Here is a 19122-nt window from a genome sequence, read left to right as displayed (position 1 = left end):
GGCCATGTTTGGCTCGGTCAGCGACAGGCAATTTTTCTAAGAATATTCGGAGGTTTGCGCAAGAAGATAACCGAAAAGTGCGACGTTTCGGCGTAATAATTCAACGGTTCTCGCGGCGATGTGAAGGGCCGGTCGATCCGGCCCTGTCAAACATCAAGTTCAGGCAACGGCGCCGAACTGTGCTTCGTGCAGGCGGGCATAGGCGCCGCGCTTGGCGAGCAGGCCGGCATGCGTACCTTCTTCCAGAATGCCCTCGGGGCCCATGACGACGATACGGTCGGCATTGCGGATTGTGGCGAGGCGGTGAGCGACGACGAGCGAGGTGCGACCGTGCGACAATTCGCCGAGCGCCTGCTGAATGGCGTATTCGGTGGCCGAATCCAGTGCCGAGGTGGCTTCGTCGAGGATGAGGATCGGCGGATCCTTCAGGAAGATGCGGGCGATCGCCAGACGCTGCTTCTGCCCACCCGAAAGTTTTACGCCACGTTCGCCGACCGGCGTATCGAGACCTTCCGGCAGCGACAGGATGAACTCGTCGAGAGCGGCGCGGCGCAGCGCCTCGATGATTTCCTCGTCGGTGGCACCGAGACGGCCATAGGCGATGTTCTCGCGGATCGTAGAGCCGAACAGGAAAACGTCCTGCTGCACGAGGCCGATCTGGTTGCGCAGCGACCCTTGAGTCATGTCGCGGATGTCGATGCCATCGATCATGATCGAGCCTGAATCGACCTCGTAGAAACGGGGCAGGAGAGAGCAAAGCGTCGTCTTGCCGGCACCGGAGGCGCCGACGAAGGCAATGGTTTCGCCAGCCGTGATCTTCAGGTTCAGGTGTTCGAACACCTTTGACTTGCCATCATAGCTGAAGGCGACGTCGCGGTATTCGATGGCACCGCTCAGGTGCTCGACCTCGCGGGCATCCGGTTTGTCGGCGATATCGGGTGCGGTGTCGATCAGCGAGGTGAAACGCGAAAAACCGGCAATGCCCTTGGGGTAGGATTCGATCACCGAGGTGATCTTGTCGATCGGCCGGAAGAACACGTTGACCAGCAGCAGGAAACCGACGAAGCCGCCATAGGTGAGCTCGCCCTGGATAACCAGATAGGTGCCAAAGATCATCACCATCAGCTGCACCAGACGGGTGCTGAGATAGCTCATGGTGATGCTGGCGGTCATATAGGCATAGGCGCTGAGCTTGGTGGTTTTGTACCCTTCATTGTTGGCGGCAAACAGCTGGCGCTCGTAATCCTCGTTGGCAAAGGCTTTCACGACGCGGATGCCGCCGACGCTTTCCTGAACGCGGGTGTTGAAATCACCGACCTGACGGAAAAGCTTGCGCCAGTTGGTGGTCATGCGGGCGCCGTAGCGGCTGACCAGCCAGGTCATGAAGGGCACGATGACGGTGGTCATCATCGCCAGCTTCCAGTTGACCGAAAACATCAGGAGGAAGGCGCCGATGAAGGTCATGATGGCGATAAACAGGTCTTCCGGGCCGTGATGGGCGATTTCGCCGACCTCTTCCAGATCCTTGGTCACATGGGTGATCAGCTGGCCGGTGCGGTTGTTGTCGAAATACCGGAAGGATAGTTTCTGGATATGGTCGAAAGCCTGCCGGCGCATGTCGGTCTCGATGGAGATGCCAAGCGCGTGGCCCCAATAGTTCACCACCGCCATCAGGCCGGTGTTGAAGACGTATATGACCAGCAGGGCGGCGGCAGTGGCGGCGATCCAGCCCCAATGCTGGCCGGGCAGAAGGTCATCGACGAAAAATTTTACCGCGATCGGAAAACCGAGTTCCAGCAGGCCGGCCAGAACCGCGCAGCCGAAATCGAGGGCAAAAAGGCCCTTATAGGGTGCGTAATAGGAAAAGAAGCGACGCAACATGGGGAACTCCGACGGCAAGACTGGTCGTGCGCATGGAGTGAAAGGATGGCTGCGCGACTATAGAAGCGCACTGTCGGCATCCATGATGCCGTTCCGTCCGATAACCTGACCGCACGTGTCGCCTTATAGGGAGGCTTTGATGGCCTGTCATCAGTTGTCGAGCGGAATATCGCGAGCTGCTTAAATCAGTCCGGGAGCGCCCGATTTCCTCAAGCAAGAGAGAGTGGGTCGGCAACAGCTTTCGATTATGTCGAAAACAAACGACGACACGGCGGACGCCAGATTTTGTGGGCAGCGTCAGCCGTGTCGTCGAAGCAAAGTCATATATAAAAAGTCCATAACCCGGCATCGCGGGTTGGGAGCTCCGTTCATGCCGAATTCATATCGCCGACAGATCAGCGTTATATTAGCAAGTTCGCGTCAAGGTGGTTTTGCACCGTGACAGCGCTACCATCAGGCGGCGGTCTTCTTACGCTCAGGAGCGCAGTAGATGGACTCAAGTGTTTCGAGAACCTTGAGAACAGATTCCGACGAGCTGGAATAGTAGATCGTCTGTGCGTCGCGGCGGGTGTTGACCAGCTTCTGTGCACGCAGCTTGGAAAGATGCTGGGAAAGCGCAGACTGGCTGAGGCCAACCTGGTTTGCCAGCGCGCCGACGGCCACTTCGCCCTTAACCAGGCAGCAGAGAATCATCAGGCGTTTCGGGTTGGCCATAGCCGACAGAAGGCCGGCGGCGGATGTAGAATGATCGGAAAGTGACATCGTGTCCATGTCGTTCAAACGTCCCCTTGGGTAGGAAGCAGGTATCAGCGTTGTTGATGCAGGTATCAGTTAGTCTGATCGGTTCGAGGCCGAAAATTTAGCAAGGTCCGCTATGGATTGTATATCCCTAAATTTAGCGTAGCGTCTATGATGTTTTAGGAAAATTTGAAATACGATTTAAAATCTCATTTGGAGCCGAAATAGGCTCCTCGAACTCATATCTGAGCAAGATATCGCCCCTGATAAGGTCAAAACCCGCCATATCTACCCCGGAAATGGTCCAATTGCCCATTTCACGCGCTTGCATGAAGCGGGCTGCAGCATCCGCTTCCACCGTCATTGCCCCCATTAATTTTTGGAGGTGTAACCATTCTGCCGCAAATGAATAATTGCAAATCGTCAATTCCTGACCCGTCAAGACATATGCTTTGCCGAAACCACCGTTCAACGCTGCGGATGACGGTATTAACCTGAAGAATCGAAAGTCTGCGAAGTCGACGTAAAGCTCTGCTTTTCGATGCCGGGCAACGAAACGTGCCCTTATGCGCGCATGATCATCACTGCCCTGCTCGACGGGTTCTGCTGTGCAGAAAACCGTGATGCGCGCGTGTGCAAGAGGGGCCCCTTTGCCGGGCTCGCCCGTCATGATGGAGCAGCGTGGGTCCTTCCTCAAGCCGGCTGTGTGGCTTGCAAGGTCGGACACGAGAATGACCGGAACGCCATCGAGGTCAAACCCCAGAAGTGCGCGGCTGACGGCCGGAAAGCCGGTCTCTGCATCAATGACCGCAAGCGCTGCATAACGCGCGCCGCGCAGCAGTGTGCGGCCGAGCCTGCGGGCTTCCTCGTCGGTTTGGCGAATGGGGGAGGGTTTGTCCTGCATGGTCGCTTCCTTGTCGTGCCGAACACTGTCCGGCACGACAACGCATGCGGTTCTCAGCGGCGGCGGTGCCGGGTGAGGCCGGCGATCACATCATCGGCGGTGATGGTGCCGACCACTGCGCCGTTGTCAATGATGCCTATCAAGCCCGGCTGGCGTGACATGGCATCGAGGATGTCCACCAGCGGCGTTGTTGCAGGCGCCGTGGCGCTGACGGGGGTGGAGCCATCCGCCACGCCCGGGCGCATCACGTCGGCGGCTGTCAGCATGGAGATGGGATTCATGTTCTGCACGAAATCCGCGACATACTGGTCAGCGGGCGCCTGCACGATTTCCTGCGGCGTGCCGCACTGGATGATGCGCCCGCTTTCCATGATGGCGATGCGGTTGCCGATGCGGAAAGCCTCGTCGAGATCGTGGCTGACGAAGAGGATGGTCTTTTTCAGCCGTCGCTGGAATTCCAGCAACTCGTCCTGCAGTTTTGTGCGAATCAGCGGATCGAGCGCGGAAAACGGCTCATCCATCAGAAGGATGGGGGCGCCGGTGGCGAAGGCGCGCGCAAGGCCCACACGCTGCTGCATGCCGCCCGACAGTTCGCCGACCTTGCGCTCGGACCACTTGGCCAGGCCGACAAGCTCCAGTTGTTCGGCAACGCGTTGTCTGCGCTCGGCTTCCGGCACCTCGGCGAGTTCGAGGCCGAAACCGACATTTTCCGCCACCGTACGCCAGGGCAGGAGGCCGAACTGCTGGAACACCATGGAGACCGAGTGCATGCGCAGGTCACGCAGGGTCTTTGCATCGGCCTTGTAGGGGTCGACGGGGCCGTTTGGCGTGGCGACGCTGACGCTCCCGCGCACGACGGGAGCAAGGCCGTTGACGGCGCGCAGAAGCGTTGACTTGCCCGAGCCCGACAGGCCCATCAGCACAAGGATTTCGCCCTCATGGATGGAAAGTGAGGCGCCGGCGACACCCAGCACCGTGCCTGTTTCCGCACTGATTTCGTCGCGGGTCTTGCCCTGATCGACAAGCGGCAGCACACGCTCCGGCTTGTCGCCAAAGATGATGTCGACATTTTCGAAGCTGACGCAGTTTTTCGGGGCGATTGGTGTTTTGGCGGCGGCCATGGTCTGTGCGGTCATGATGCACCTCCCTGCGATGTGCGGAACATGCGGTCGAGGATGATCGCCAGAATGACGATGCAGAGACCGGAGTCAAAGCCGCGAGCCACGTTGACGGTGTTGAGCGCGCGCAGAACCGGTACGCCAAGGCCGTTGGCGCCGACGAGAGCGGCAATCACCACCATCGACAGCGACAGCATGATCGTCTGCGTCAGGCCGGCCATGATCTGCGGCGTCGCATATGGCAATTCCACCTTTCGCAAGACCTGGGATGGCGTGGCGCCGAAAGCGACGGCCGCTTCGGTCAAGGCACCCGGCGTCGAGATGATGCCGAGACGGGTGAGGCGGATCGGCGAGGGGATGGCGAAGATCACGGTTGCGATCAGGCCGGGAACCATGCCCAGCCCGAACAGGATCAGCGCCGGAATGAGGTAGACGAAGCTCGGCAGCGTCTGCATCAGGTCGAGGATCGGCCGCATGGCGTTATACAGCCATTCGCGACGGGCGGCGGCGATGCCGAGCGGAATGCCGATCAGCATGCTGACGAAGGTGGCGGCGCTGACCAGCGCGAGCGTCTGCGTCGTCTCCTCCCAGTAACCCTGGTTGAAGATGAAAAGGAAGCCGCAGAAGGTGAAGAGGGCAAGCGCTATAGAGCGCCTGAGACAGTATGACAGGACGGCGAAAGCCGCCATGACGACGAGGGGGTGCGGGGTTTCCAGCACCCATAACAATCCGTCGATGACGGAGGACAAGACGGCCGAGAGCCATCTGAAAAACCAGTAACCATTGGTCGTCAACCAGTCGACGACCGCTTTAGCCCATGCGCCGATGGGAAAACGATGCTCTTCAAGCCAATCCACGAGAAACCTGCCATCCGGAGGAAAAGAAAGGGCGGGTGCCCGCAGCGGCCTAACCGCCACGGGTCATGGATGTCAAATTAGAGGCCGAGTTCTTCCTTGACAGCGGCAAGGCCGTCCTTGCCATCCAGCGTGGTAACGCCGGCAAGCCAGGGTTCGATCACGGTCGGGTTCTTCTTGATCCAGGCCTTGGCGGCCTTGTCGGCGTCTTCGCCGTCATCGAGGATCTTGCCCATGATGGTGTTTTCCATGTCGAGCGAGAACTTCATGTTGGTCAGGAACTTGCCGAGGTTCGGGCACTCGGCGACATAACCGCCGCGGGCGACCGTGTAGACCGTGGCGCCACCGTAGTTCGGGCCGAATACGGTCTCGTCACCACCGGCAAGATAAGTGATCTCGTGGGCGACGTTCATCGGATGCGGCGCCCAGGCGAGGAAGACGATCGGCTTGTCTTCCTTGTCGGAGCGGGTGACTTCCGTCAGCATGCCCTGCTCGGAAGACTCGACTACCTGAAAACCCTTGAGGTCAAAAGTGTTCTTGTCGATCAGCGACACGATCATGCCGTTGCCTTCATTGCCCGGCTCGATGCCGTAGATCTTGCCGCCCAGTTCGGCCTTGTGCTTGGCGATATCGGCAAAGCTCTTGATGCCGAGCTTGGCGCCGGCGGCATTGGTGCCGAGCGTGTATTTTGCGCCTTCGAGGTTGACGGTGATCGTCTCGATCGACTTGTCGGCGACGTAATCCTTGATGGCGCCGTTCTGGGCCGGCATCCAGTTGCCGATGAAGACGTCGATATCCTTGTTCTTCATCGAGGAATAGGTGACCGGCACGCCGAGCGTCTTCACATCGGCCTTGTAACCGAGTGCTTCGAGCACGGTGACGAAGGAGGCGTTGGTGGCGGCAAGGTCGGTCCAGCCGACATCCGAGATGCGGACGGTGGCACAGCTCTTGGGGTCGGCGGCATGGGCGGTCTGCGCGAGCAGCAGTGCCGATACGGTCGTGGCCAATACAGTCGAATATTTGATAAAGCGCATGTTGGGCTCCCGTTATTTTTTGTTCCCGGCCATTATGAATACATCCGGCCTGCAAGCAAGCGCGCGCAAAAACGTCAGGGGAACCAGGGTATTTGCGACATTATGGCGCGCAAGGGCAGGTTTGATCTCCGTCAATGTTGGTGGTTGACGATGAGGTGTAGGTGTCTCGTGACAAAAGTCATGAACGTCACAGGAGTTTTCCATGCGCGCCGCACTCATCCGCCCAGCCATTATTGCCGCTGCTCTCGGCCTCTTCGCCGTACCGGCACTCAGCGCGGAAATTGAAATCAAGATGCTGAACAAGGGCAGCGACGGGCAAGCCATGGTGTTTGAACCGGCGTCCGTGCGCGCTGCCGTCGGTGATACGATTCGCTTCGTTTCCGTCGACAAGGGCCATGATGCGCAGGCCGTGAAGGAACTCATTCCGGAAGGTGTCGAACCGTTCAAGGGCAAGATCAGCACCGATCTGGTGGTGACGGTCGACAAGGAAGGTGCCTATGTCGTGAAATGCACGCCGCATTACGGCATGGGCATGGTTGCCCTGGTCGTGGTCGGGGAGGGTGCTCCCGCCAACCTTGAGGCGGTCAAGGCCGCCAAGATGCCGAAAAAGACCCGTGATCGCCTGGACGCGGAAATCGCCAAGCTCGGTCTCTGATCGATATAACAGAATGATATCCGGCGCGGCAGGGCAGAAGCGATCGCCGCGCCGGAGCGAAACCTCTGGTATTTTGTTCGTCCATGCTTATGTCTAGCGGGCAAATACAAGGGGCGGCCGCATGGCGAAACGATATTCTGCTGACAACGAGCTTTCCGCCACGCTGGCGCTGCTGGCCGACGTTGAAAATGCGGTTGCTGCATGTATGCCGAAGCTTGCAAGTCGACTTGAGGACGACGACGCAAACGGCGTTGCCGATCCGGCCGCCATCACCGACGATCGCCAAGCGGACGCAGATTTCGCGAATGTCGTGAGCGAGATCGATGCCGCATTTGGCGCGAATTCTCCTGTTGTGCGCTTCGTGCAGCGACTTGATGACGACATTCGTCACATCATCGCGCAGGCGAGCGACACTGAGATCCTTTCCACTTTCGAAACGCTTTTGCGTCGCCTGCGCCTCCATCGCATACCTACGGATATTCAGCGCCGTGACGATGTTCTGGCAAGCCGCCTTGTTGCCTCTCTCGAGCCTGCCGCGCGCCTGTTGATGGCGCTCGGCGCTCATCGCCAGATCATGAAAGACCGGCTTGCGCTGATCGAAAATGATCTTTCCGAAGGGCTGGAACAGGCGAAATCAGCACAGGAAGAGGCGACGTCCAGTGTGGCACGGCAACTCAGCGACCGGCAGGAGCTTGTCGAGGCGATCATCCGCCATGAGGCCGATGGCAACAGCCTCTACCACAAGCTGAGTATCGAGGCTGAACGCGGTCTCGTCGTCCTGCAAGCATTGGCGGGGCGGAACGGGGCATCTCTTGCCGAGCGTTTTTCCGTCGAAGCGCGTGCGGCGCTTTCACCACTGTTGACGCTGTCCGAAAAGAACATGTTGTCGATGCATGAGGTGGAACGGCGAAAGCTCGCCGTCGACGACCGTTTCGTGCATCGCTTCAACGCGCAGGCGCGTTCCGGCAATGCCGGCCCGGCATTAGAACACCATCCTCGACCAGAGCCGGCATCCGCCTGATCTGACGGCCAATAAGGAGCAGAAACCGCCTATGCTTAATCCGATCCTTGCTTTTTTCCGGCGTGTCCTCGCAGGCCTTTCCCGCGCTTTCGGGCTGGTTTTCGCGCGGATCGGGTGGCCGTTCATGGCGGCGCGGGGCTGGTATGGTCGCCGTAACTGGACGATCCGCGGCACGGTCATCGGCCTGTTGGCAATCCTGTTCGGATTTTATGGCTATTTCTTTTATCAGACGCAGGTCTGGACCGATTTCGATCCGGATTTCGTCGACAGCTACCGTTTCTCCGAGCGGACGGTGCCGGCTGGCCAGACGCTGACCACGCCTGCGCCCGCAAGTGCTGATGCCCCCGCTGGGGCGGTGACACCGCCGCGCCAGTGCCAGTCCTCGGCAATCGTCGATGTCGCAGCCGATCTGACCAACCGTAATGTCAACAGCAATGCCTGGATTTCCTCCATGCTGCTCTACCGGCTCGGTTTCTTCGGGGTGGACTGGGATCACACGCCGTTTTTCGACAACAAGGCATCTTTCCAGCGCGGCGTGAACCAGGCGCTTCGTCGCACGACCGTCGAACTGGTGGATTCACTCGCACGTGTGCGCGGCACGTCGGCTATCGACACCAATCTGCAGGATGCCCGCAACAATCTGCAGTTCGATGAATATTCCTGGTACTTCGGCCTGACCCCGTTCGGCCCCAAGACGCCGACGCCGAGCTATTACCGCGCTGCTATCAACAGCATGAAGAAGTTCAATGTCGATCTGGCGGCCTGCGTCACCACTTTCGACAGCCGGGCCGACAATCTTGTCCAGTTTGTCGACCGTATCGCCAACGACCTCGGTAGCACGACGGCGATCCTGCGCGAGCGTTCGGAAAACCACAATGGCGGCTGGTTCGATACACGCGCTGACGACCGCTTCTGGTTCGCCTATGGGCAGCTTTACGGCTATTACGCCGTGCTTTCGGCTGCCGGTGCCGATTTCAGCCAGGTCATTCGCGAGCGCAATCTGGGTCCGCTGTGGACCGATACGCTTGGCCAGTTCAAGGCAGCATTACGTATCCAGCCATCCATCATTTCCAATGGTCGTGAAGATGGCATGATCATGCCGACACATCTTTCGACCATGGGGTTCTACATGTTGCGCGTCCGTTCGAACCTTGTCGAAGTGCGTTCGGTTCTGGATCGCTAAACCGCGCCGTGCCTGTCCCGGACAGGTTGTCCGGCAACACGGCAACATTGCCTTTACGTGAGGTTTTATCGCAGCCCCAAAACAGAAAAGCCCGGCAAATTGCCGGGCTTTTCCGATCAGATCACAGAGATCAGATTAGAAATTGCGCTGCAGACGGAGGAAACCGTCCCAACGGTCGCCGTCGCCAGCAACGCCGGTGTCGATGTCGACGTCGGTGTAGTTGACGGTTGCCTTGAAGGCGAGGTCCTTGGTGATTTCGTAGTCGGCCGTTACGCCAACGCGCCATGCGCTGCCGCCTTCGTAGTCGCCAGCGACCGGGAGGATCTTATCCCAGTACTGCGCGCCCGGAGCGATCGACAACTTGTCGGAGACCTTGATGGCGTATTCAGCGCCGATGGTCCATTCCGAGTAATCCCAGTAACGGTTCGGGCCGGTGGAATAAACGCCGAAGACGCCGAGCGAACCGGGGCCGATTTCGGCAGTCAGGGTCGATGCGATGACGCCGTCTTCGTTGTCAAATTCGTAGCCGCCGAAGACATCGATGGAAACGCCGCCGAGCTTGGCTGCAACAAGACCGTTGACGCCGATTTCGTCGTCATTGGATTCAACGAAATCGCCATCAGCGTTAACGTAGGAACCGGTCTTCCAGCCAGCTTCCGAGTTGAAGGCGTCGACGCCTACATAACCCATGAACGCGCCACCGTTAAAGGTGTAGCGGATGCCGTTGTTCAGAGTGTCGGTTGCCTGATAGTCAACGAGGCCGCCCAGCGGGCCGGCGTCATGCAGAACGGTTTCGCCCGGCAGGCCCGTGTCGAAGTAGTTGTAGAACTGACCAACGCGCAGGCCGCCGAGTTCCAGGTAGGTTTCTTCGAGGTAGAAGTCGTCGCCGCGCGAGCTGTCGTTGGTGTTGGCGCGCAGGGTCACGCGCGAAGCCAGCGTGCCGAGTTCGGTGTCGGATTTGGCTTCCAGACGAAGCTGGGCGCGGGTGTTGGTGCGGTAGCCGCCATCCTGAACTCGGCCAAGACCGTCGATGTCGAAATCACTGCGGCCGCCGACTTCGGTACGGACGTAACCACCGATCTTCAGGCAGGTTTCGGTGCCCGGAATGTAGAAGTAGCCAGTGCCGAATGCATCGCAGACGCGAACATATTCCATGGGCTCCGGTTCGGCAGCGACGATAGCGTCGGCGGCCTGTGCGCCGGATACCGCTGCGAGGGCAGCGGCGGAGCCGAGAAGAAGGCTCTTGATGTTCATCAGTTGAACTCCAGTAAGACGGTGCGGGGCGGGAATGCACCCTGTATGATCCGAGTCGAAGCCTGTTCGACACAGTTTGGTCAACTTACGAACGATCGTTCTTTCTGCAATGTTTGAATTGCGTTTGATCGCTGCAGCTTTGTCTTCGCCTGATCGGCGTGGCAGAAAAAACACAACATTTGTTCAGCAATTTTTGATTGATACGACGAAATTTTCGCCGAACGCGTGAGTTTTTGCCTGTTTTTTCCGCGCTTTAGAGGGCGTGAGTTTCTGCCTGTGTTGGAAAAGGTATCTTGAAGTTTAGAACGATCGTTCTTATCGTGGAGGCGTGTTGCGCTTTGCTGTGTGATGAAGAGCGAGCGATCGAAGGATCGCGACTTTTTCGGCGGGCATGCAAACCCGATCTTTGTCGGGATGGCCGGAAAAGTGTCGGCACGTTCCTCCATGTCGATCCTCGCCGCCCTTTTTCCCTGGAAGGGCGGCTTTGCGGTTTCGACGTGCGCAAGATTGCGGAATGGCTGGGGAAGCGCGACTCAGGCCGGATAGGTGGTGTAAACGGCCCTGATTTCCTCAAGGATTTCGGTGCGCTCCGCATCCGTCCATGTGTGGAAATCAAAGCGTTCGATGCAGCTGAAACCCGTCAGGGCGAAATAAGCCATGCGTGCGGCTGTCGGCTTTGGTCCGTTTGAGACGGCCTCCAACTCGCTTGTCATCCAGTCGCGCATGATCTTCTGGAGAATTTCGTCACGACCCAGCGAAACGCTGACTGCCATGGCGATCGACCGGTCACGTTGATGTGGACGTTTGCGCGCGGCAACCAGTCTCCCGAACAGTTGCGCATGCGATGAACCTGCTATGGCGCAATCCCGTACGAAGGAATCGGTTGTCTGCTGGTCCCTGCGAATCTGCCGTTCGACCAAGGCCTCGAGAAGAGCGCATTTGGTCTTGTGGTCGTATACGACCTGCGATTTGCTGACGCCTGCTTCCCTCGCAACGGAATCGATGGACAGGCTGGCAGCACCAGTACGCGAAATAACGCGCTCGGCTGCGTCCAGGATATGCTCCGGATCAATTTTCCTAGGTCCCACTTCTTCGTCTAGCCCCTCATGTGTTTAACGCCGCTTATAGCAATTATGACAACGAGTTGAATAAGATTACGCAAGTGATCCGAATTTCTCGCGCCCTGCGGGAGAAACTGTCCGGTTCAAGATATCTGAATTGGGTGTTGAAACCGCATGCGGGCGCCCGTCTGCTCGCTGCATCTACCGCAATCGACCCGCCCTCATTTTTCGTCGGGAATATCTTGCGGGCCTGGGCTGCCCAGCGGCCAGCGCTCTTCTTCCGACACGAAGGCAGTGCCGCTGCGACGTGGGAAAAATTCGTAAGTGACGCCGACGACCTCGCCCGAGGTGCCGGCCTTTTCGCGGAACATGCCAACCGAGCGCAAAAAGCGGTAGGTTTCGCCTTCGGCACCAACGCGAAAGATGCTGTGATAGGTGCGCTTGTCGACGCTGGCGCGTTCGAATGTGGACATCATGAAGCCGAGATCATCCGGGTGTATCTGTGCCGATACTTCCGTCATGTCCATCGGACCGTCATTGTGATGGAGACCAAAGAGTTCGCTGAAATCGGAGCTTGCGAACATATGGCCGCTGTCGAGATCAAATCGCCATGAGCCGAATAACCGAAAGGCTGTGATCAGTTCCACGGCTTCCGCATCACTGATGCCGATTGCCCTGTGCTGATTGTTATCGCGATGTTCCTGCTCGACCCAGAACGGCAAAACAGTGCTCCTTGATGCATGCTAATGCCGGCTTCAGGCAATCAGCTTCAGCCGGATTGCCTTAGCTACCAACTGCGTACGGTTGACGCAATCGAGTTTGCGGATGGCATTGGTGAGGTATGCGTTGATCGTATGATCCGACAACGAGAGAATATTGCCGATCTCGTTCGAGGTTTTTCCCTGCGAGGTCCAGCGAACGACTTCGAGTTCACGCGCCGTCAGGGCGGGTGCTGTCGGGCGTGGTTCATGACGGCGAAGACGGTCAAAGACGTCGAAGGCATGCAAGGCGATCATGCCCAATTCGTTCAATTCGGATTGCGACAATGGCTGTCGTGTTCCGTCGAAGCGCATAATGAAGCGGTTGCCATCCACCGAATGCAGCGGCATGGCAGCGCTCGTCACGATATCGTAGCGCCGCAGCAGATCCAACGTCTGTTCGTCGAATTGCAGATTGTGGTTGTCTGCATGGCCGACAGACCAGCTGACGGGGAGCGCAGAGCCAAGCAGAATGGACGCAAGGGGACAGCGCCGCATCAGGCGCCGCCGATCGAACTCACGAATGTAATCGCGCGGCCAGGTGGTCTCGACGACCAACGGTGCCAGAAGAATATCGTCCGGGTCCGGCGACGCAAGCAGCGTGACGTGCCGGAAGCCGAATTCGACGGCAACCTTTTTCAAGGCCGAAATGACGTTTGCATGCGATTCCGACAAGGATATTTCCTTGTTCAAAGCCGCCTGCCGTTCGAGTGTGATCATGGTGGTCCCGAAACATGACACCCAGTTATGTTGGGGCGCAACGAATATACCAAAAAAGCTGTGACACCAGCATATTTTTTCAGATTTAAGGCTTTAAAAAGAACGTCGGTGGGCTTTTGCTCAAAATTTCATGTTATTTCAGCGATTTATGTTGAGTGGTGCAAATGGGTTTCGCGGCTCAAGAGCACTTTTTCTGTATTCGCAGAAATATAACGGCCGGCGATTCTTTCGATCATGTTTTCCGATCGTTTAATAGCTGTTTGTGATTGATGGGGATGGCGTTGCGTGAAGCCTTGCCGTATCAGCCCGTTTCAGCGATTTTCCGCGCTCGCCATTCCAAGGAGATCCATTTTGCCGACCGTAACTTCCGACATCGAAATCGCGCGTGCCGCCACCAAGAAGCCGATCTTCGAGATCGGTGCCCGGCTCGGCATAGCCTCCGAAAATCTCGTTCCTTACGGTCACGACAAGGCGAAGGTCAGTGCGGAATTCATTAACGCACAATCGAAAAAACCAGACGGCAAACTTATTCTGGTGACAGCGATCAACCCCACACCTGCGGGCGAAGGCAAGACCACCACCACGGTGGGTCTCGGAGATGGCCTCAACCGGATCGGCAAGAAGGCGATGATCTGTGTTCGTGAGCCGTCGCTTGGTCCTTGCTTCGGCGTGAAGGGCGGCGCCGCTGGCGGTGGTCATGCGCAGGTCGTCCCGATGGAGGATATCAATCTCCATTTCACCGGCGATTTCCACGCAATCACCTCGGCGCATAATCTGCTCGCCGCGATGATCGACAACCACATCTATTGGGGCAACGAACTGAACATTGATGTTCGCCGCGTGACATGGCGCCGTGTCATGGACATGAACGACCGTGCGCTGCGCGAAATCGTCGGCTCGCTCGGCGGCGTTTCCAATGGTTTTCCGCGTGAAGGCGGTTTCGATATCACTGTTGCCTCGGAAGTCATGGCGATCCTGTGCCTGGCCTCCGATCTCGAAGATCTCGAGCGCCGTCTTGGCAACATCATCGTTGCCTACCGCACCGACAAGACACCTGTCTTTGCCCGCGACCTGAAGGCCGACGGCGCCATGGCGGTTCTCTTGAAAGATGCCATGCAGCCCAACCTCGTGCAGACGCTGGAAAACAATCCAGCCTTCGTGCATGGCGGCCCGTTCGCCAATATCGCGCATGGCTGCAATTCGGTGATCGCCACCAAGACAGCGCTGAAGCTCGCAGATTACGTGGTGACGGAAGCCGGGTTCGGTGCTGACCTCGGCGCTGAAAAATTCTTCGACATCAAGTGCCGCAAGGCCGGCCTGAAGCCGGATGCCGCTGTTATCGTCGCCACCGTACGTGCGCTCAAGATGAATGGCGGCGTTGCCAAGGACGATCTCGGTCGCGAGGACGTCGAGGCTTTGACGCGCGGCTGCTCCAATCTTGGCCGCCATGTCGCCAATGTCCGCAAATTCGGCGTGCCGGTCGTCGTTGCCATCAACCACTTTATTTCCGATACCGATGCCGAAGTTCAGGCGGTGAAGGACTATGTGGCCCATCTGGGTGCCGAGGCGATCCTCTGCCGTCACTGGGCGGAAGGGTCTGCCGGCATCGAGGAACTGGCCTGGAAGGTCGTCGAAATGGCGCAGTCTGGCACGGCCAAATTCGAGCCGATCTATCCCGACGACATGCCGCTTATGGAAAAGATCGAGGCCGTTGCCGCCAAGATTTATCATGCCGGCGAAGTGACGGCGACCAAGGCGGTGCGTGACCAGCTGAAAGTCTGGGAAGAGCAGGGGTATGGCGACCTGCCCGTCTGCATGGCCAAGACGCAATATTCCTTCTCGACCGATCCGGCACTGCGCGGTGCGCCTGAAGGCCATGTCGTGCAGGTGCGTGAAGTGCGCTTGTCGGCCGGCGCCGGTTTTGTTGTTGCCATTACCGGTGAGATCATGACCATGCCGGGCCTGCCGCGTTCGCCGGCGGCCGAGCGGATTGTTCTCAACGATCAAGGTTATATCGAAGGGCTGTTTTGAGGCCGCACGCCTCCGCCGTCATCCTCGGCCTTGTGCCGAGGATCTGCAATGGCTGGAAATCATTGGCGTAGTTAGATCCTCGGGACAGGCCCGAGGATGACGCAGTATCGATTGGCTGAGGCCTTGGCCGGTCATCGGCAATACCTGTAACCGTTCTTGCGATCGAGCACGTCGAGATGCAGGTGATCCTGATGGGTCGCATCGCTGCCGGGTGAAAGCACGGTGGAAAAATACAGACAGGCTGCGGCGGTTGCTGCACGCTGGAAAGCGCCTTCGAGCGTTGAATCCTCCTCGCGCGGTTTCATCTCGAATTTTTCGCCATTGTCGAGCTTGAAGGCGGCGACATCGATGGCATTTCCACGCGCGTGTTCCGACACCTTGCCACTTGAGGCGCTATTGCGCAGGCGGCAGGCATAGGTGGAGCCGGGCACGATGCCGGTAACCTTGCGGCCCGGCATGGCGACATTCATCGCCGGCTGGACGTTGTCTTTCATCCAGGTGGCCAGCGCATGGGCAGTTTCGCAGCGCATCTGCGCGCCACCAGTGTCGACGCCGGGTAGAATTTCCTTCACCGCGATCGGTTGTTCTATTCCGCAGCCCGGTTCCTCGCCAGTGATGGCGGGGATCGTCTCGAACTTGGTTCCGAGCGCCGTCAGATCGGCGAGGCAGGCTTTCAACTCTTCAGGATCTTCCTTTTCGAGCGGTGGAGGGGGAGGGGTTTCGGCCTTTTCCTCTTCGTTCTTCTTGTCGTCCTCCGGCTTTTGCTGGTCGGCTTTTTGCGGTTCTTCGGCCTTGGGCTCATCCTCTTTGGAGGTAGGCTTGGCGTCGTCCGCTTTCTGTTCGGTCGTGCCTGTGCCTGCGTCTTCCGGTTCGGCCGCCTTGTCCGGTGCCGGCACCTCCGGTTTGGGAAGGGGTTTTGGAACTTCTACCGCGTCCGGCTGTTCGGTGGGCGGAGCTGGGGGCTCGGCGGTCGTGACCGGTGGTTTTTCTGCGCTCTCGGGCACTGCCGGACGTGTCACTGGTGTTTCCGTGCCCTGTGGTTCCAGGGGCTTTTTCTCTTCGCCTGCTGTCGTAGGCGCAGCATTGTCGCCCGGCTTCGGGGTCGGAACCGGAACGACCGCCAAGGCCGGTGCAGCCGGCACCGCGCTTTTTGCACGCGGCGGGCGTGCCCGACGTCGCTCAGAGGATTTTGGTCGGGATGATTGCTTTTTGACCCCGATATCCTTCATGAAACGGTCGAAGGCATTGATGGGCACGGCGTCCGTTCGCTCGACGGCTGGAACCGGAGCGTGCGGAGGCATTGCTGCCCCAAGAGCAAGCGGCAGGCAGGCAAAAATGCAAAGGATTTGCTTCATCCTTCATCGGTCCTTTCATCTACGGCAACCCGATTTCGGATGTCCGGCGAGGAGGGAAACGCAAACGGCGCTGATTTGGTCGCATCGAAACGGCAATAAAATTGCGGCAGGAATCCGCTTGCATGGTTTTCAAAGCCACGCTAACAATTCGCTCCATGATCAACTCGATGAACATTGCTAACTGGTGGTGGGCACGCTAACGCGGCCTTGACCAGTCATGTCCATCGACAAGACGACGACAAGCCGCCCGAACCACGAGGCGGCTTTTTTGTTGAGCCGCCGAATGGGAAGGGCACCCACTTCAGAGGCGGAATATGGTTACGGTTATCGAAGACGACGGTTCGGAAAGTTATTCGACGCGGGGCGGCATCAACGTTCGCCGCCAGCGTCGGCCGGCGGAATATGCGACTGCGATCAGCAGCTATGTCGACCGGCTGGACGAACGCCGCGGCGCGGTGTTTTCCTCCAATTACGAATATCCGGGCCGTTACACCCGTTGGGATACCGCAATTGCCGATCCGCCGCTGGGTTTCTCCTCGAATGGCGGAAAGGTCTGGATCGAAGCCTATAACGGTCGCGGTGAAGTGCTTCTCGATTTCGTCGCCGACCGTCTCGCGAAGGAAGCCGACCTGACGCTTGGTGAACGCAGCGCCCGCCGCCTCGACCTCACCGTTAATGAGCCGACCCGCGCCTTTACCGAGGAAGAACGCTCGAAAATGCCGACCGTGTTTACGGTCCTGCGCGCGGTGGTCGATCTGTTCTATTCGGATGCGGACAGCGCCATCGGCCTTTTTGGTGCCTTCGGTTACGATCTGGCCTTCCAGTTCGATGCGATCAAGCTGTCGATGGCGCGCCCGGAAGACCAGCGCGACATGGTTCTGTTTCTGCCGGACGAGATTCTCGTCGTCGACCACCATGCGGCAAAGGCCTGGGTCGACCGCTACGATTTTTCAAAGGATGGTGTGACGACCGAGGGCAAGGCATCGGAGATTGCGCCCGATCCGTTCCAGCGCACCGATGTCATCCCGCCAAAGGGCGACCACAAGCCGGGCGAATATGCGGCGCTCGTCACGCGCGCCAAGGAAAGTTTTCGCCGTGGGGACCTTTTTGAAGTCGTGCCGGGCCAGAAATTCATGGAGCGTTGCGACAGCAATCCGTCGCAGATTTCCAATCGCCTGAAGGCGATCAATCCGTCGCCCTATTCCTTCTTCATCAATCTCGGTCATCAGGAATATCTGGTCGGCGCCTCGCCGGAAATGTTCGTGCGTGTGTCGGGCCGTCGCATCGAGACCTGCCCGATCTCCGGTACGATCAAGCGTGGCGAGGATGCCATCGCCGATAGCGAGCAGATCCTGAAACTGCTGAATTCTAAGAAGGATGAGTCCGAACTGACCATGTGTTCGGATGTCGATCGCAACGACAAGAGCCGCGTCTGCGAGCCGGGTTCGGTAAAAGTCATTGGCCGCCGTCAGATCGAGATGTATTCGCGTCTCATTCACACGGTCGACCATATTGAGGGCCGTCTGCGGCCGGACATGGACGCCTTCGACGGTTTCCTCTCCCACGCCTGGGCCGTGACCGTCACCGGTGCGCCAAAACTGTGGGCGATGCGGTTTGTCGAGCAGAACGAACGCAGCCCGCGCGCCTGGTATGGCGGCGCGATCGGCATGGTCGGCTTCAACGGCGACATGAATACGGGTCTGACTTTGCGCACCATCCGCATCAAGGACGGTATTGCCGAGGTACGGGCAGGGGCGACGTTGCTCAACGATAGTAACCCGGAAGAGGAAGAGGCCGAAACCGAACTGAAGGCATCCGCCATGATTTCCGCAATCCGTGATGCTCGTGCCGGCAATTCCGGCAAGGTCGGCCGAGACGTCGCCAAGGTCGGTGAAGGTGTGAAAATCCTGCTGGTCGATCACGAGGACAGTTTTGTCCACACGCTCGCCAATTATTTCCGCCAGACCGGTGCCGAGGTCTCGACCGTGCGCACACCGGTGCCGCAGGAAATCTTTGACCGTATCGATCCCGATCTCGTCGTGTTGTCCCCCGGTCCGGGCAACCCGAAGGATTTTGACTGCAAGGCGACGATCAAGGCGGCGCGTGCCCGCAACCTGCCGATTTTCGGCGTATGCCTCGGCCTGCAGGCCTTGGCCGAAGCCTATGGCGGCGAGTTGCGTCATCTCGCCATTCCGATGCATGGCAAGCCGTCGCGCATCCGCGTGCTGGAGCCGGGCATCGTGTTTTCCGGTCTGTCCAAGGAAGTGACGGTTGGCCGTTACCATTCGATCTTTGCCGATCCGGCGACGCTCGACCGCGATTTCATCATCACCGCCGAAAGCGAGGATGGTACGATCATGGGCATCGAGCACGCCAAGGAACCGATCGCGGCGGTGCAATTCCATCCGGAATCGATCATGTCACTGGGCGGCGATGCCGGCATGCGGATGATCGAGAATGTCGTGGCGCATCTGGCACGGAAGCGCGAGACGAAGGCGGCGTGATTGTTTGACGCGTTTCGGTGGGTGGCAAAACGGTGTCGCTGACCTAGATCC

The 19122-nt window shown here is 58.6% G+C and carries 17 protein-coding genes; 5 read left to right on the top strand and 12 right to left on the bottom strand.

Annotated features, from left to right (window positions below; all coding sequences use genetic code 11):
• Positions 1–159: 159 nt before the first annotated feature.
• The 6 genes from GAO09_RS27345 to choX all read right to left on the bottom strand — a co-directional run bounded on the left by GAO09_RS27345 (position 160) and on the right by choX (position 6529).
• On the bottom strand, positions 160–1881 hold the full coding sequence (locus GAO09_RS27345; protein ID WP_153359794.1) for an ABC transporter ATP-binding protein: 1722 nt from the start codon (positions 1879–1881) through the stop codon (positions 160–162).
• A gap of 453 nt (positions 1882–2334) precedes the next feature.
• Positions 2335–2652: an ArsR/SmtB family transcription factor gene (locus GAO09_RS27340; protein WP_153359791.1), complete on the bottom strand. Its 318-nt coding sequence runs from the start codon at positions 2650–2652 to the stop codon at positions 2335–2337.
• 136 nt (positions 2653–2788) lie between these two features.
• Complete coding sequence (locus tag GAO09_RS27335; RefSeq protein WP_153359789.1) at positions 2789–3523, bottom strand: HugZ family pyridoxamine 5'-phosphate oxidase; 735 nt, start codon at positions 3521–3523, stop codon at positions 2789–2791.
• A 53-nt stretch (positions 3524–3576) separates the two neighbouring features.
• On the bottom strand, positions 3577–4659 hold the full coding sequence (gene choV / locus GAO09_RS27330) for a choline ABC transporter ATP-binding protein (protein WP_235938531.1): 1083 nt from the start codon (positions 4657–4659) through the stop codon (positions 3577–3579).
• Complete coding sequence (gene choW / locus GAO09_RS27325) at positions 4656–5498, bottom strand: choline ABC transporter permease subunit (protein ID WP_324184661.1); 843 nt, start codon at positions 5496–5498, stop codon at positions 4656–4658. The genes choV and choW overlap by 4 nt, the downstream gene beginning before the upstream one ends.
• 77 nt (positions 5499–5575) lie before the next feature.
• Positions 5576–6529 carry a choline ABC transporter substrate-binding protein gene (gene choX / locus GAO09_RS27320; protein ID WP_153359787.1) on the bottom strand — a complete coding sequence of 318 codons (954 nt, stop codon included), beginning with the start codon at positions 6527–6529 and terminating at the stop codon, positions 5576–5578.
• A 202-nt stretch (positions 6530–6731) separates the two neighbouring features.
• On the opposite strand from choX, the gene GAO09_RS27315 reads away from it, so the two are divergent.
• The 3 genes from GAO09_RS27315 (at position 6732) to GAO09_RS27305 (ending at position 9388) form a co-directional block, all read left to right on the top strand.
• A complete protein-coding gene (locus tag GAO09_RS27315) occupies positions 6732–7184 on the top strand; it encodes a pseudoazurin (RefSeq protein WP_153359786.1) in 453 nt (150 codons plus the stop codon).
• Between the two features lie 121 nt (positions 7185–7305).
• On the top strand, positions 7306–8205 hold the full coding sequence (locus GAO09_RS27310) for a hypothetical protein (protein ID WP_153359784.1): 900 nt from the start codon (positions 7306–7308) through the stop codon (positions 8203–8205).
• A gap of 31 nt (positions 8206–8236) precedes the next feature.
• Entirely contained in the window at positions 8237–9388 is a 1152-nt protein-coding gene (locus tag GAO09_RS27305) for a DUF2333 family protein (RefSeq protein ID WP_153359782.1), read from the top strand.
• Positions 9389–9523: 135 nt separating this feature from the next.
• Here the strand turns inward: GAO09_RS27305 and GAO09_RS27300 are convergent, their stop codons facing one another.
• From GAO09_RS27300 to GAO09_RS27280, 5 genes are all read right to left on the bottom strand, one after another.
• Positions 9524–10642, bottom strand: a complete 1119-nt coding sequence (locus tag GAO09_RS27300; protein WP_153359780.1) for a porin — start codon at positions 10640–10642, stop codon at positions 9524–9526.
• A gap of 80 nt (positions 10643–10722) precedes the next feature.
• Entirely contained in the window at positions 10723–11088 is a 366-nt protein-coding gene (locus GAO09_RS27295; protein WP_153359778.1) for a hypothetical protein, read from the bottom strand.
• Positions 11089–11175: 87 nt separating this feature from the next.
• A complete protein-coding gene (locus GAO09_RS27290; protein WP_324184662.1) occupies positions 11176–11730 on the bottom strand; it encodes a TetR/AcrR family transcriptional regulator in 555 nt (184 codons plus the stop codon).
• 194 nt (positions 11731–11924) lie between these two features.
• Positions 11925–12425, bottom strand: a complete 501-nt coding sequence (locus GAO09_RS27285; RefSeq protein ID WP_153359776.1) for a PAS domain-containing protein — start codon at positions 12423–12425, stop codon at positions 11925–11927.
• A gap of 33 nt (positions 12426–12458) precedes the next feature.
• Positions 12459–13136, bottom strand: coding sequence for a helix-turn-helix transcriptional regulator (locus GAO09_RS27280; RefSeq protein ID WP_410767658.1), 678 nt, complete (start codon positions 13134–13136; stop codon positions 12459–12461).
• Positions 13137–13532: 396 nt separating this feature from the next.
• Here GAO09_RS27280 and GAO09_RS27275 point away from each other — a divergent pair, with 396 nt between their 5' ends.
• Complete coding sequence (locus tag GAO09_RS27275; protein WP_153359772.1) at positions 13533–15212, top strand: formate--tetrahydrofolate ligase; 1680 nt, start codon at positions 13533–13535, stop codon at positions 15210–15212.
• A 131-nt stretch (positions 15213–15343) separates the two neighbouring features.
• Here GAO09_RS27275 and GAO09_RS27270 read toward each other — a convergent pair whose 3' ends face one another.
• Positions 15344–16567: an extensin family protein gene (locus tag GAO09_RS27270; RefSeq protein WP_235938530.1), complete on the bottom strand. Its 1224-nt coding sequence runs from the start codon at positions 16565–16567 to the stop codon at positions 15344–15346.
• Positions 16568–16881: 314 nt separating this feature from the next.
• Between GAO09_RS27270 and GAO09_RS27265 the strand changes: the two genes are divergently transcribed.
• The gene (locus GAO09_RS27265) at positions 16882–19071 is read left to right on the top strand and encodes an anthranilate synthase (RefSeq protein ID WP_153359770.1); all 2190 of its coding nucleotides are present in this window, start codon (positions 16882–16884) and stop codon (positions 19069–19071) included.
• Positions 19072–19122: the final 51 nt, after the last annotated feature.

It is taken from the genome of Endobacterium cereale (assembly GCF_009617585.1).
Taxonomy (GTDB): Bacteria; Pseudomonadota; Alphaproteobacteria; order Rhizobiales; family Rhizobiaceae; genus Neorhizobium; species Neorhizobium cereale.
Note: the sequence above shows the minus strand (reverse complement) of the source record. Positions and strands in the feature narration are given on the sequence as shown.

What these genes read in the sequence shown, in the direction of transcription:
- choV (WP_235938531.1), bottom strand. Translation starts at nt 4,659, where the DNA reads ATGACCGCACAGACCATGGCCGCCGCCAAAACACCAATCGCCCCGAAA.
- GAO09_RS27340 (WP_153359791.1), bottom strand. Translation starts at nt 2,652, where the DNA reads ATGGACACGATGTCACTTTCCGATCATTCTACATCCGCCGCCGGCCTT.
- GAO09_RS27310 (WP_153359784.1), top strand. Translation starts at nt 7,306, where the DNA reads ATGGCGAAACGATATTCTGCTGACAACGAGCTTTCCGCCACGCTGGCG.
- GAO09_RS27335 (WP_153359789.1), bottom strand. Translation starts at nt 3,523, where the DNA reads ATGCAGGACAAACCCTCCCCCATTCGCCAAACCGACGAGGAAGCCCGC.
- GAO09_RS27270 (WP_235938530.1), bottom strand. Translation starts at nt 16,567, where the DNA reads ATGAAGCAAATCCTTTGCATTTTTGCCTGCCTGCCGCTTGCTCTTGGG.
- GAO09_RS27295 (WP_153359778.1), bottom strand. Translation starts at nt 11,088, where the DNA reads ATGGAGGAACGTGCCGACACTTTTCCGGCCATCCCGACAAAGATCGGG.
- GAO09_RS27300 (WP_153359780.1), bottom strand. Translation starts at nt 10,642, where the DNA reads ATGAACATCAAGAGCCTTCTTCTCGGCTCCGCCGCTGCCCTCGCAGCG.
- GAO09_RS27345 (WP_153359794.1), bottom strand. Translation starts at nt 1,881, where the DNA reads ATGTTGCGTCGCTTCTTTTCCTATTACGCACCCTATAAGGGCCTTTTT.
- GAO09_RS27315 (WP_153359786.1), top strand. Translation starts at nt 6,732, where the DNA reads ATGCGCGCCGCACTCATCCGCCCAGCCATTATTGCCGCTGCTCTCGGC.
- GAO09_RS27265 (WP_153359770.1), top strand. Translation starts at nt 16,882, where the DNA reads ATGGTTACGGTTATCGAAGACGACGGTTCGGAAAGTTATTCGACGCGG.
- GAO09_RS27305 (WP_153359782.1), top strand. Translation starts at nt 8,237, where the DNA reads ATGCTTAATCCGATCCTTGCTTTTTTCCGGCGTGTCCTCGCAGGCCTT.
- choX (WP_153359787.1), bottom strand. Translation starts at nt 6,529, where the DNA reads ATGCGCTTTATCAAATATTCGACTGTATTGGCCACGACCGTATCGGCA.